Annotated in this window: 12 protein-coding genes and 1 riboswitch; of the genes, 9 read left to right on the top strand and 3 right to left on the bottom strand. The window is 36.3% G+C overall.

Going from position 1 to position 13,174, the window contains the following annotated elements:
- Position 1: 1 nt before the first annotated feature.
- On the top strand, positions 2-403 hold the full coding sequence (locus QQS35_RS19125) for a YugN-like family protein (RefSeq protein ID WP_285933842.1): 402 nt from the start codon (positions 2-4) through the stop codon (positions 401-403).
- Here the strand turns inward: QQS35_RS19125 and QQS35_RS19130 are convergent.
- Positions 398-1,396 carry a potassium channel family protein gene (locus QQS35_RS19130; protein WP_285933843.1) on the bottom strand — a complete coding sequence of 333 codons (999 nt, stop codon included), beginning with the start codon at positions 1,394-1,396 and terminating at the stop codon, positions 398-400. The two genes, QQS35_RS19125 and QQS35_RS19130, sit on opposite strands and share 6 nt — an antisense overlap.
- Positions 1,397-1,563: 167 nt before the next feature.
- On the opposite strand from QQS35_RS19130, the gene QQS35_RS19135 reads away from it, so the two are divergent.
- Together QQS35_RS19135 and QQS35_RS19140 are read left to right on the top strand one after the other, a co-directional pair.
- Complete coding sequence (locus QQS35_RS19135) at positions 1,564-2,622, top strand: M20/M25/M40 family metallo-hydrolase (RefSeq protein WP_285933844.1); 1,059 nt, start codon at positions 1,564-1,566, stop codon at positions 2,620-2,622.
- Positions 2,623-2,681: 59 nt separating this feature from the next.
- Positions 2,682-2,829, top strand: a riboswitch (FMN riboswitch).
- A 155-nt stretch (positions 2,830-2,984) separates the two neighbouring features.
- Positions 2,985-3,560 (top strand): ECF transporter S component, encoded by a 576-nt coding sequence (locus QQS35_RS19140; RefSeq protein ID WP_285933845.1) that lies wholly within the window; start codon positions 2,985-2,987, stop codon positions 3,558-3,560.
- A gap of 138 nt (positions 3,561-3,698) precedes the next feature.
- Here the strand turns inward: QQS35_RS19140 and QQS35_RS19145 are convergent, their stop codons facing one another.
- Together QQS35_RS19145 and QQS35_RS19150 are read right to left on the bottom strand one after the other, a co-directional pair.
- Positions 3,699-4,085, bottom strand: a complete 387-nt coding sequence (locus QQS35_RS19145) for a PaaI family thioesterase (RefSeq protein WP_285933846.1) — start codon at positions 4,083-4,085, stop codon at positions 3,699-3,701.
- 64 nt (positions 4,086-4,149) lie between these two features.
- Positions 4,150-5,097, bottom strand: a complete 948-nt coding sequence (locus QQS35_RS19150) for a 1,4-dihydroxy-2-naphthoate polyprenyltransferase (RefSeq protein ID WP_285933847.1) — start codon at positions 5,095-5,097, stop codon at positions 4,150-4,152.
- Positions 5,098-5,787: 690 nt separating this feature from the next.
- Between QQS35_RS19150 and QQS35_RS19155 the strand changes: the two genes are divergently transcribed.
- From QQS35_RS19155 to QQS35_RS19180, 6 genes are all read left to right on the top strand, one after another.
- On the top strand, positions 5,788-7,173 hold the full coding sequence (locus QQS35_RS19155) for an isochorismate synthase (RefSeq protein ID WP_285933848.1): 1,386 nt from the start codon (positions 5,788-5,790) through the stop codon (positions 7,171-7,173).
- Between the two features lie 4 nt (positions 7,174-7,177).
- The gene (menD, locus tag QQS35_RS19160) at positions 7,178-8,932 is read left to right on the top strand and encodes a 2-succinyl-5-enolpyruvyl-6-hydroxy-3-cyclohexene-1-carboxylic-acid synthase (RefSeq protein ID WP_285933849.1); all 1,755 of its coding nucleotides are present in this window, start codon (positions 7,178-7,180) and stop codon (positions 8,930-8,932) included.
- Positions 8,933-8,936: 4 nt separating this feature from the next.
- Complete coding sequence (gene menH, locus QQS35_RS19165; protein WP_285933850.1) at positions 8,937-9,761, top strand: 2-succinyl-6-hydroxy-2,4-cyclohexadiene-1-carboxylate synthase; 825 nt, start codon at positions 8,937-8,939, stop codon at positions 9,759-9,761.
- A gap of 2 nt (positions 9,762-9,763) precedes the next feature.
- Entirely contained in the window at positions 9,764-10,582 is an 819-nt protein-coding gene (gene menB, locus QQS35_RS19170) for a 1,4-dihydroxy-2-naphthoyl-CoA synthase (RefSeq protein WP_285933851.1), read from the top strand.
- A 691-nt stretch (positions 10,583-11,273) separates the two neighbouring features.
- On the top strand, positions 11,274-11,654 hold the full coding sequence (locus QQS35_RS19175) for an ACT domain-containing protein (protein WP_285933852.1): 381 nt from the start codon (positions 11,274-11,276) through the stop codon (positions 11,652-11,654).
- Positions 11,655-11,690: 36 nt separating this feature from the next.
- Positions 11,691-13,166 (top strand): o-succinylbenzoate--CoA ligase, encoded by a 1,476-nt coding sequence (locus QQS35_RS19180; RefSeq protein WP_285933853.1) that lies wholly within the window; start codon positions 11,691-11,693, stop codon positions 13,164-13,166.
- The last annotated feature ends 8 nt before the right edge of the window (positions 13,167-13,174 follow it).

Consider the following 13,174-nt stretch of genomic DNA (forward strand, 5'->3'; position numbering starts at 1 on the left):
CATGATTCCACTTACTTCAAAGTTAGAAAACTTAGTTATCCCCCTTTATGAACTCGAAAAACAACTAAAACCCCTAGGTTATACAATTGGAGGGGACTGGGATTATGAAGCAGGATCACTTGATTACCGAATGGCAGATGACGATGGTTACCAATTTATAAGAATCCCTTTTAAAGTAGAACAAGGAATGTTAGATGCTCCTGGTGCACTAGTTCGATTAGGTTCCCCATTTATCCTTACTCATAAATACCAAGATGGAATAGATGAAGGTGCAGAAAATGGCGTATTCCAAGGCTCAGTAAACCAATTTCAAGCACCGGTTGACTCAGATGCAGAAGTTCCAGAAAAGTATGCAGAAAAGGGAAAACGTTTAATAGAGCAAATAGAAAATATTTTATTATAATCGTGACAAAATAATTAAAAGGTCGCCATTTTTTAAGATCGTATCAAAAGGAGGGTTGAGCATGAGCTCATCCTCTCTTATAATACCGATTAATAATTTTTCTATAGCGACATAATGATCGCTACATTCTAGGAAAGTGTAGCCTTCCATTTCTTTCGATAACTTTATTTGATTGAATTGTTGACTTGAAAGAACTTCAAGTAAGAGGTCAAATGGTTTTACAGAAGCATCACGAAATAACTCATTAAAAAATAAAGTGCTCATAAAGTCATTGGACCGGATGATTGTATCCGCGCCAGCTCGCGTTGCATTCGTGAGTTGTTCTTTTGTTAAAATTTCAGCAATAATATAAAGGTTAGGATTGTTTCCTCTCATAGCTACAGTAGTTAAGATGCTAGTCTGATCAGCCTGTCTTTCTTTTTTTGATGGATCAGATGTGATAACAACATATTTAGCTTCCTGGATATTTGCCTTACTTAAAACTTCGTCTTCCGTTGCATCACCGCGGACAAAATGAATGTAATGTTTTTGATAAGGTAATTGATTTAATGTTTTATCAATTAATACAATTTGTTCACCTAAATTTCTTTTAGTAATCATATCTAATAATTGTTTTGTGCGTTCATTCCACCCAACAAAAACAATATGGTTTTTCCCTTTGTAATTTATACTTCCTTTGGAAAGATTTTGTTCATGTTTAATTGTACTAGCTGATATGGTAGCCATATAAAATGTTACAACCCCACCGCCAGCAAGTATTAGAAGGATGGCTATAACCTTACCCCAAGTACTAAGTGGGACGTAATCTCCGTATCCTACCGTTGAGCCCGTTACAAATGCCCACCAAATCCCATCAAAAAGATTAGGGAAGTGTTGTGGTTCGATTAAATGTATCGTAGCACCAAATAACAACATGGTGATACTAACTGTTAATAATAGTCGTAAGAAAACTGGCAAGTGAAAATAAAACTCCCAAAACTTATAAAAATTCATAATTTAATTATTCCCCTATACTTTTTTATTCAGTATGGTCAAAAAAGTAAAAGGTTATAGGTGGAAGAGAAAAAGAGTGAAATAATTTATGATTAAGCAAGAGTTATAATTATAGAAATTTTATTGCTTTTGTTATTATTACTAATAGACACAAGGAGGTAGTACATATGGAAGAAAATAGACAAGGGTTTTTATTCGATTTGTTAAAAACAGCATCACCATCAAGCATGGAGATGAATATTCAGAAAAAGTGGATCAATTACGTAGAGCCTTTTGCAGATGAAATCATTACTGATAATGCTGGTAATGCGATTGGGGTCCTTAACAAAGATGCGGATTTCAAAGTGTTATTAGCAGGTCATTGTGATGAGATTGCATTAGTTATTAATCGGATTGATGAACAGGGCTTCTTACATTTTGATAAAATGGGTGGAATTAATCCTAAAGCTGCTATTGGTATGAAAGTAGAAATAATAGGGTTTAACGGTGTTATTACAGGAGTTATAGGTGTAAACGCTCAGCATCATGGTGGTATAAAAGGTGACTTTGAATTCGATGATTTATTTATAGATTGTGGAGCAGAAACGAAAGAGGAAATGGAAAAGTATGTTCAGATTGGGGATTTAGCCGTCTATAAACGAGAGCCTGAATTGTTAATGGATCGTTATATATCTGGTCGTGGCTTGGACAACCGTACAGGTGCATTTATTGTAGCTGAGGTGTTACGCCGATTATCTGATAAAAAGCTTAATGTTGGCGTATATGCAGCTAGTACTGTGAATGAAGAAACAAACATGGGAGGAGCTTACTTTGCAGCAGCCGGGATTGAACCTACTATGGCAATAGCCTGTGATGTTACGTTTGCAACTGATTATCCTGGTGTTAATAAGAACAAGCATGGAGATATTAGACTTGAAAAAGGTCCAGTACTCGCTAAAGGTGCACCAATCAATATTAAGATGAATAAACTGTTAGAAAAAGCAGCTCGATCACTGAATATGCATGTGCAGTACGAGTTGACTTCAAGATCAACAGGTACAGATGCTGATAGAATGCGTTTAACTGGAAAGGGTGTTCCTGTAAGCCTTGTTTCATTACCATTACGGTACATGCATTCACCTGTTGAGACCGCAAGCATAAAAGACATTGATGAAGAAATTGATTTACTTGTGAAAATGATTGAGGATTTGACAGGTGAGGATAATTTAAATCCATTAAAAGATTAAGTTAAACACTTCACAAACTAAACGTTTTATTGTATAATAAGATTATAATTTAATATCGATTCTATCTTCGGGGCAGGGTGAAATTCCCGACCGACGGTGATGAGTGGAATAAACCACTCTTAGTCCGTGACCCGCATACAATTCGTTTGCGGTGGACCTGGTGCAAATCCGGGACCGACAGTAAAGTCTGGATGGGAGAAGATAAGGAGCATATAAGGTATATTTATCATACCTTTATTTCCTAATTGACTTACGCCCCTAAAGCTTATTAGCTTTAGGGTTTTTATATAGTCAATTTTGGAATTTGCTCTCCCTTCATCATAAAGATTAGAATCGGTAAAAGATGAGGGAGGAAGAGATGAATGAAATCATCTAAACTATTAAAATTAATTATTTTTGCTCTACTAGGTACTATTTCTGTGGTGTTAATGTTTTTGAATTTCCCATTACCATTTTTACCATCTTATTTAAAAATTGATTTTAGTGATGTGCCAGCTTTATTGGCAGGTTTATTGTTTACACCAGTTGCTGGAATTATTGTAGAAGGTGTTAAAAATTCACTTTACCTTGTGCTAACAGGTGCCCACGACCCAGTAGGAGTTGTTGGTAACTTTTTCGCAGGTACATTGTTTGTCTTACCAGTAGCAGTTTTGTATCATAGATTAAAAGGACCAAAAAGTCTTGTATCAGGATTAATAACTGGAACGATTGTTATGGCTTTAGGTATGGGTGTGTTAAATTATTTCGTTCTCTTGCCAGCTTATAGCTTATTTATGGGAATGGAAGAAATGGCTATTCCTACTGTTAAATGGGCAACTGTTATTGCTGGTATTACGCCATTTAACTTAATAAAAGGAACGATTGTTGGGTTGTTATTCATCCCATTGTTTGCAAAACTAAGACCATGGCTTGAGCGCAAACGAGCCTCTCTGGTATAAATTATAGAAAAGGCTATCGATTTAATCGATAGCCTTTTTTTGTCTAGGAATTATAAAATTTACTTAATGGATGGAAGAAAGCTAGTAAAAGTTAAGCCGGGTTTTCTATCTATTATAAAGTTTTAAAAGCAAAATATATTATTTTCTTTTCGATGTAACTCCAATTGTACATCTACAGATAGATATTAAGTCCCCGTCTTCATCGACAACTTTAATCTCCCAGACCATGGTGCTTTTTCCTTTATGGATAGGCATAGCTCTGGCATACACCAATCCATCACGCTTGCTTTTAATGTGATTACTATTAATTTCGAGTCCAAATATGTTGGATACTTCAGGATTAATGTTTAAATATGCCCCTAAGCTCGCTGCTGACTCTGCTAAAGCAACACTTGCTCCACCATGTAAAAAGCCCATGGGTTGGTGTGTTTTCGTATTAACAGGCATTTTAAGCACCACTAATTCTTTTTCCGTTGTTATCGCTTCTATGTTTAATGTTTCCATCAACGTGTTTTTAAAATTCACAATGGTTCCTCCTTTTTTTGTTTAACGTTAAAAAACGACAAGGTAAGTACTTGTCGTTTTGACGTTAGAAAGAGAATGGTATAACTATTTGTAAGATTAATGAAATACCTAATAAAAATCCATAAATTGTATTTGTTTGTGCAGTTGCTACCATTGCAGGTATCATTTCAAAATTTGTTCTTTTCCCTTTAAATCCTTTGATTGCGTCTGTTGCTTTTCGAATACTTAGAAGTGTGATTAGAGACCAAATTGGGAGGATACCAATCGCTATAAATGTAATTGTAATAATATAACAAGCCATAAAGCTTCCAGCTAGTAGTGCTGTTGCATTTTTATGACCAATTAATATAGCGATTGTTTTTCTACCATTTTTTTTATCTCCATCTAGGTCACGAATATTATTTGCTAATAGAATGGTTGCAATAAAAATTGCAATTGGAAGTGAAATCAAAATAACTTCACTAGATATAGTGAGCGTTTGTATAAAATAACTTATCGCAATAATCATTGTTCCCATAAAAAATCCGGCAAATAATTCACCAAATGGAGTGTAGGCAATTGGATAAGGGCCTCCTGTGTATAAATAGCCTAAAAGCATACAAAAAAGTCCTATAGCGCAAATCCACCAACTAGATTCGATACATATATATACACCAAGTAACATAGCGGTCGCAAAAAAGGATATAGCTAAAATCAATACTTTCTTTGGTTTAACTCCATCTCGTACAATTGTTCCGCCTATACCAACTGAATTTTCATTGTCCAGACCACGAATAAAGTCATAATATTCATTAAACATATTTGTAGCGGCTTGAATTAACATAGCAGCTACTAGCATTGCAATAAATAATAGATAATTAATGGAACCATCAAGTATGGCTAACATACTACCAACAAAAACAGGGATAAAAGATGCTGTTAATGTATGTGGACGCAGTAGTCTCCACCAAACATGGAAACCTTGCTGTTCATTTAAGGAGTGTTTCATCGTATTTTTCTCTAATGTCTGCATGTGTTTGTCTCTCCTTCCTCAAAAGTTCCTTAAAGAGAATATTATTAGATGATATTGCTAACTTTCAGCGGATAATAACATATTAAGTTTAGGGAAACAAAACAAAGGTGTCAATAATCTATTTTTATTTATTGCTAGGAAATAGTACCAATTGTTGAGAAACCAAAGAAAAGAGACTAAAATAGATATCGGATAGTAAAAATGAAGTACCTAGAGCATTTTATTAGAGAGATTTATAGGTGCGAATACTGTACGTGTGATTGTATTTTATCGCATATCAAACCAAGAACTTTTAACCCTTAGGAGATATTAGGATATTTATGACAGTAGTAAGCTTTACCTGAGAATTAGATTCAGCAATGTATTGTTGAGTAATATTTATTTAAATCAATTTTTGTTTATAATATAATGTAATACGGTCTTATTCCGCTTGAAAAAAGTTTGCCCTCAAATTTAAAATCATGAGGTAACCGAAAAAAAGGTGAGTAGACCCTTTGTGTGTAAAACGTTTAAACGCGCCTGATTCATATGTCAAAGACACTAGTGGAAAGGCGGCTGTTTGTTTTGGTTAAACCATACTAATTTTCGTAAGCACATAAGGAATTAACTAAGCCTATTATAGAAGCACTGGTAACTCCTCACTTGATGGGAGTATGGCTAAATGCCCCTATGAATATTGGAGGGTTTTTAATGATTCAAACCGAAGTAAAAAGTATAGAAGATGCTCTCAATGAAGCTATTCTATTGGCTAAAAATAAGCAAACACCACAGTTATTAAGCACAACGGACACGATTGATGCGATAAATCCCATTGTATTTTTTAACCAAGCAAAACAAATAAAAGGTGAGAGAGTATTTTGGACAAGCTCTTTTGAGCACTTTTATTTAGTTGGGGCTGGTGAAGCTCGTGCATTAACATCTGCTTCACATCGTTTTGAAGAAACCGAGAAACAGTGGAAAGAAATGCTATCCGACGCGATTATATTTAACCCTTATCGTGTAGCCGGAACTGGACCAATTGCTGTTGGAGGGTTTTCGTTCGACCCACAAAAAGAAAATACAGGTTTATGGAAACACTTTGAAGAGAGTAGGTTCCGTATTCCAGCGTATTTACTAACGATCGAAAAAGGGATATGTTATTTAACGATAAATGTTATTGTCTGTCCGGAAGATCATCCTACACAGTTATTTTATACTATCAAAAAAAATAAACAATTATTATTAGGGAATCATGATATCCTTCCTGAAGGACCCAAAATAGAAAAGAAAAAGGAAATAAAACCATCAGAATGGAAAGAAATAGTAACGAAAGCTACCAATGAGATTAAAAAAGGCCATGCAGATAAAATCGTATTAGCAAGAGAGATGCAAGTTACTTTTGATCGTCCAGCAGATATTTCTGCCATATTGGATAAATTAATACAAACACAAACAAATAGTTTTATATTTGCATTTGAAAATAAGAACGATTGTTTTCTAGGTGCAACACCAGAACGATTGGTTCGAGTATATGATCAACAGTTATTTTCCACATGTTTAGCAGGTACCGCTCCTAGAGGGGAAACAATAGAAGAAGATCAGCAAATAGGCTTAGAATTACTAAGGGATGTTAAAAACCGAGAAGAACATGATTATGTTGTACAAATGATTAGAGAAGCTATATCTGCTTGTTGTGAACAAATCGAAGTTCCTAAAAACCCTGTTTTATATCCGCTTAAAAATTTACAGCATTTGTACACACCAGTGAAAGCAAGCTTAAAAAACGAGTATTCAATCATAGATGTAGTGAAACAATTACATCCTACTCCGGCTCTTGGTGGCTTACCAAGAGAGAAATCATTGGAATTCATTCGTGAAAATGAAATTCTTGATAGAGGATGGTACGGCGCTCCAATTGGTTGGTTTGACGCTCAAAAAAATGGTGAATTTGCTGTTGCGATTCGATCAGCACTACTACAAGGTGGTAAAGCTTCACTATTTGCTGGGTGTGGCGTTGTGAAAAACTCTGAGCCTGAAGCAGAGTATCAAGAAACAAATATTAAATTCACACCAATGCTATCAGTACTAGGGGGATAATTAAGTGGAACACACTGAAACTTTAACAAGATATGTAGCAAACTTTGTTGACGAACTTCACAAAAGTGGATTGCGTGACGTGGTAATTTCCCCTGGTTCAAGATCGACACCTTTAGCAATGACTTTTGCCGAACATGAGTCGATTACGCACTGGGTGAACATGGACGAGCGTTCTGCAGCTTTTTTTGCACTTGGTATGGCGAAACAAACGAATAACCCAGTCGCATTAGTGTGTACATCGGGAACAGCCGCTGCTAACTATTACCCAGCAGTGATAGAGGCATATTATAGTAGGATACCACTACTTATCTTGACTGCTGATCGACCTCATGAACTGCGGGATGTAGGTGCACCCCAAGCGATTGAGCAAATCCAAATGTATGGCGACTATGTTAAATGGTTTCATGAGATGGCCCTACCAGAAAATACAGAAGCAATAATTAACTATGCTAGAGGGAAAGCTTCAAGAGCGATTAATACAGCAAGACAATCTAATGCAGGCCCAATTCATTTGAATTTCCCTTTTCGTGAACCCCTAGTACCAGATTTTACGATCTCAAAGCTGTGGGGAAAAGAGGGTGATGATGCTTATCATCACAACTTCGAGGGCAAGATGGCCTTAGCGGAAGAACAAGTAGATGTACTAGTATCAAAATTAATGCAATTTGAAAAAGGTTTAATCGTTTGTGGTCCTCAAGAGGATGAACATCTTTGCAAAGAAATTATTTCTTTAGCCGAAACGTGGAATATTCCAATTTTAGCGGATCCTTTATCACAACTTCGTACAGGAAATCATAGTAAAAATAATGTAATTGAGAGTTATGATGCAATTTTAAAAAGTAAAAAGGTGAGAGATTGTATTAATCCCGATTTTATTATCAGGTTTGGAGCAATGCCCGTTTCAAAACCTTACCTTTTGCTATTAAAAGAAAAACAAAATATTACTCACTTTGTGGTTGAAGCAAATGAAGGTCACCGTGAACCTACTGGTGAGTCTGTTCATTTTATTTATGCTGATCCATCCCAGTTATGTAGGCAGCTTAATAAGTCCGATATTCCAAAATTTGACTCGAGATGGTTAGAGAAGTGGATTTCTATGAATGGGATAGCCAAAAATATCCTAATGTTAGACAACAATCCAAAGGAAGATGAAATTACAGAGGGGCATATTGTAAAGCATTTGGCGGAAATAATCCCAGATTATAGTACTATTTTCGTGGGAAACAGTATGCCAATTCGTGATATGGATACCTTTTTTATGTCGAATCATAAACATATAAAAGTGTTGGCTAATCGTGGTGCAAATGGAATTGATGGTATAACATCAAGTGCTTTGGGTGCTGCTTCTAAAGGGAATAATGTAACGCTATTAATAGGAGATGTTTCCTTCTTTCATGACTTTAATGGTCTCCAAATGGCGAAACAGTACAATATTAATTTAACCGTTGTTTTAATTAATAATAATGGTGGAGGCATTTTTTCTTTCTTACCTCAATCGAATGAAGCGCCTGATCACTTTGAAGTATTGTTTGGCACGCCATTACATATTGACTTTAAACATGCAATTACGATGTATAATGGTTACTATTATAAGCCTTCTTCATGGGATGACTATAGGCAAGCGCTCGTAACTAGTTATACAAATAATGGACTATCAGTCATTGAAATGATCACCAATCGAAACGAAAATGTAGTGTGGCACAAGGATAAATGGGCTAGTATTGAATACGAGATAATGATAGCAATGACAAAGGAGTGAGTTGGTGTATTATACACTGAATGACAAAGAATATTGGGTACAAGACCAAGGTTCAGGTACACCTGTTGTATTGTTACACGGATTTACTGGGAGTTCACGGGTGTGGGATGAACTAGTAGTGAATTGGAAGTCAAAGTATCGCACTATTTCACTCGATTTACCAGGACATGGTAAATCGAAGGTGAACACTCCTATTAGTATGGAGGGGTTTTGTAAAGACATAACGGAACTTCTTGAGAAACTTTCAATACCAAAAGCAATCTTTGTTGGTTACTCAATGGGAGGAAGAGTTGCGCTTTCTTTTGCCATGTTATATCCAAATAAAGTTCATTCCCTAGTATTAGAAAGTGCTTCACCGGGATTGCATCAATCGCATGAACAAGTGGCACGACAGGCAAAGGATGAATTGTTAGCAAAAATGTTAGAAAATGAAGGACTATCCACTTTTATCGATTATTGGACAACAATCCCACTTTTTGAGAGCCAGAAGCGGCTTCCTAAACAAAAACAGTTAGCAATTAGAAGTGAACGAATCAATCAAACAGAAACCGGACTCGCCTCATCATTAAGGGGAATGGGAACCGGTAATCAGCCGTCGTGGTGGGACCAACTAGCGGGACTAACGATAGACGTTCTTTTAATTGTTGGAGAATTGGATGAAAAGTTTGTTAAAATAGCAAAAGAGATGGATGAAATCTTTAAATATAGCCAGTTACAGCTTGTTGCTGATGCAGGACATGCAGTACATGTGGAACAAACGCAAAAGTTTGTTACAATAGTAAGTGATTTTATCGACAAAAAAGAACAAGATAATGAATGGAGGACTTAACAATGGCAGTAAATTGGGTTAATGAAAGAGAATACGAAGATGTTCTTTACGAAACATATAATGGTATCGCGAAAATAACGATTAATCGACCAGAAGTACGCAATGCATTTCGTCCAAAAACCGTGCATGAATTGATAGATGCTTTTGCCTATGCAAGAGATGATTCATCTATTGGTGTAATAGTTTTGGCTGGAGCTGGAGACGATGCGTTTTGTTCCGGGGGAGACCAAAAAGTTCGTGGACATGGAGGGTATGTTGGGGAAGATCATATTCCACGTTTGAATGTTCTAGACTTGCAGCGTTTAATACGTGTTATTCCAAAACCAGTAGTTGCAATGGTGTCAGGTTATGCTATTGGTGGTGGACATGTATTACATGTTATTTGTGACTTAACTATAGCTGCAGATAATGCTATCTTTGGACAAACAGGTCCAAAAGTAGGAAGTTTTGATGCAGGCTATGGTGCGGGATATTTAGCACGTATCGTTGGTCATAAAAAGGCTCGTGAAATTTGGTTCTTATGCCGTCAATACAATGCTAAAGAAGCAATGGATATGGGATTAGTTAATACGGTTGTTCCACTTGATCAGCTTGAAGCAGAAACGGTTCAATGGTGTGAGGAAATGCTGGATAAATCTCCAACTGCATTGCGATTCCTAAAAGCATCCTTAAATGCAGATACAGATGGAATAGCTGGTCTTCAACAAATGGGTGGAGATGCAACGCTATTATATTACACAACAGATGAAGCCAAAGAAGGTCGTGATGCGTTTAAAGAAAAGCGTGATCCGGACTTCAAACAGTTTCCACGTTTTCCTTAATTTAATCATTCTGCAAAAGACCAATACACAACTCTCGTGTGTTGGTCTTTATCTTATCCAAAGACTCTTTTTGCAAATTGTTGCTTTCGAACTATCGAACTTGATACAAAGTACGCACTAAGTTTTAACTTTTTGCATTTTTTTGTCGCAAATGATTAAGTGGTAATACTAAGTTCCGGCAGAATACTCCGCTTTCCACGGGCACGGCTTCAGCTAACTCAGAAGAAAAATCACTTCTGAGTGGATCTTCAGCTCGTGCTTTTCCCGTAGGAGTCTCCGTATTCTGCCTTCACTTTTAACAGTTCTCCTAATGTATTGATAGATAGCTATTAATATTTATTGTACTATTTTTACTCGAAAGACAAGTTTACCTAGCGAAGGAAAAATGCGACACTCCTTGAAAATACAGACCAATTTTCTGCGTGCGATGCATTGCTTCCTTAGCTTTCCTTGTCCTGGGGGAAGAGCAGCTTCCGAAGACCCCACAGGAAACGTTCTTTGTGACCGAGGAGGCTAAGGTGCTGCCCCCGGAAAGGGAGTATTTTTCCGTAGCGATGAATTAACCACTCATCTTAAATAGAATGCAAGGGTTACGATATAGTTAATGCGCACTTTATATTTTATTTGTCATAAACAACAAGTGTTTTGAAAACAGTCTATCCAAATAACTGCTTTGAGAGGAAATAGGTAGATGAAATTAACCGTATTATCAGAAAAGTTATCCGTTTTAAAATTAAACCCAGCATTATCCCTTCCTACTTGGGTATATGAAAATAAACAATTTTTGTCTATTACTTATACCGAGGAAGAACTATCGATTGTCTGCAAGGAATCGACTATTCCAGAAAATATTGATGCAACTATTGAAAACGGTTGGAGTTGTATAAAGGTTGTTGGTGAGCTGGATTTTTCATTAACGGGTGTGTTGGCTAACTTAGCAAATACGCTAGCAACTGCAAAAGTTAGTATTTTTGCACTATCGACTTATAACACAGATTATTTATTAGTGAAAACAGAAAAGTTACAACATGCAATAAAAGCACTAGAAACAGCTGGCTATGAGATTGTCTAGTATCGTGACTATTCGACAAAGAAAGGAATCAGAATAATGGTTGAAACAATGCAGCACTGGCTAGATAAACAAGCAGATTTATCCCCAAATAGAATAGCGATAGAGCAACCCAATAGGGAGTCTGTTACTTTTAGTCAATTAAGAGATAAAGCAAAAAGTTTTGCTCGAAAACTGGCTTCTCAAGGTGTTAAATCTGGTAATCATATTGCTATCTATGCCACAAATTCAATTGAAATGATCACCGCCATCCATAGTTTGTCTTATATAGGGGCAATTGCTGTATTACTAAATACTAGATTGTCTAATACCGAGGTTGCTTTTCAACTTAAGGATGCGAATGTATCACTAGTGTTATCATCCGAAAACTTACTCGAAAAAGCTTCATTAATTGAAAATAGTGGTACAAGCGTAAAATCATTTGAGCAAATAAATAAGCTTGCAGAATTAGATACAGAGCTTAAACGAGAAATTTGTTTAGAAGACTTATGTACAATTATTTATACATCTGGAACAACAGGGTTGCCAAAAGGAGTACAACATTCCTATGGAAATCATTGGTGGAGTGCGATTTCTTCTGCTTTAAATTTAGGTTTAAGTGACAATGATAGATGGTTAGTTGCTTTACCTTTGTTTCATGTTGGAGGATTATCGATTTTGATGAAAAGTATTATATACGGAATGCCAGTTTATTTATTAGAAAAATTTGATGTGGATCAGGTTCATCATGGAATTGTGGAAAGGAATGTCACAATCGTATCAGTCGTTTCGATTATGTTAGTTCGTCTAATAGAAAAATTAGGTGTACAAACCTATCCTAAAACGTTACGTTGTATGTTACTCGGAGGTGGGCCGGCATCTAAATCATTGCTAGAGCAAGCGAAAAGTCACGGCATTCCTGTTTTTCAAACATACGGCATGACAGAAACTTCGTCTCAAATTGCAACGCTAAGCCCAAAAGATGCATTGACTAGGTTAGGATCTGCTGGTAAAGCATTGTTTCCAGCTCAACTGAAAATCGTTAATAATGCCCAAGTTTCGCCTGTTAATGAAATCGGTGAAATATTTGTTAAAGGATTAATGGTTACGAGTGGTTATTTGAATAATGATAAAGCGGATAAGATGGCTTTTCAAAATGGTTGGCTGGCTACTGGTGATTTAGGTTATTTAGACGATGAGGGGTTTTTATACGTGATGGACCGGAGAAAGGATTTAATTATATCTGGTGGTGAAAATATTTATCCTGCAGAGGTGGAAAGTGTTTTGGATAGTATTCAAGGTGTGGCAGAAGCAGGGGTGATTGGTTCAGAGGATGATAGATGGGGTCAAATTCCAATTGCTTTTATTGTTAAAAATAAAAAGTCATTAGATGAGAAGGAAATTGTGGATTACTGCTTGCAACACTTGGCTAAGTTTAAAGTACCGAAGCGTGTTTATTTTGTAGATGCTTTACCGAGAAATGCCTCAAATAAGCTAGTTAGACACAAACTAATCAATCTTTTGCCAACAGAGTAGCGAGGGGG

This window comes from Aquibacillus rhizosphaerae, from assembly GCF_030282825.1.
GTDB classification, from domain to species: domain Bacteria; phylum Bacillota; class Bacilli; order Bacillales; family Amphibacillaceae; genus Aquibacillus_C; species Aquibacillus_C rhizosphaerae.

Excerpts from the sequence above, each read along its gene's own strand:
- QQS35_RS19125 (WP_285933842.1), top strand. The coding sequence starts at position 2 with ATGATTCCACTTACTTCAAAGTTAGAAAACTTAGTTATCCCCCTTTAT.
- QQS35_RS19155 (WP_285933848.1), top strand. The coding sequence starts at position 5,788 with ATGATTCAAACCGAAGTAAAAAGTATAGAAGATGCTCTCAATGAAGCT.
- QQS35_RS19130 (WP_285933843.1), bottom strand. The coding sequence starts at position 1,396 with ATGAATTTTTATAAGTTTTGGGAGTTTTATTTTCACTTGCCAGTTTTC.
- menB (WP_285933851.1), top strand. The coding sequence starts at position 9,764 with ATGGCAGTAAATTGGGTTAATGAAAGAGAATACGAAGATGTTCTTTAC.
- QQS35_RS19180 (WP_285933853.1), top strand. The coding sequence starts at position 11,691 with ATGGTTGAAACAATGCAGCACTGGCTAGATAAACAAGCAGATTTATCC.
- QQS35_RS19135 (WP_285933844.1), top strand. The coding sequence starts at position 1,564 with ATGGAAGAAAATAGACAAGGGTTTTTATTCGATTTGTTAAAAACAGCA.
- QQS35_RS19150 (WP_285933847.1), bottom strand. The coding sequence starts at position 5,097 with ATGCAGACATTAGAGAAAAATACGATGAAACACTCCTTAAATGAACAG.
- QQS35_RS19175 (WP_285933852.1), top strand. The coding sequence starts at position 11,274 with ATGAAATTAACCGTATTATCAGAAAAGTTATCCGTTTTAAAATTAAAC.
- QQS35_RS19140 (WP_285933845.1), top strand. The coding sequence starts at position 2,985 with ATGAAATCATCTAAACTATTAAAATTAATTATTTTTGCTCTACTAGGT.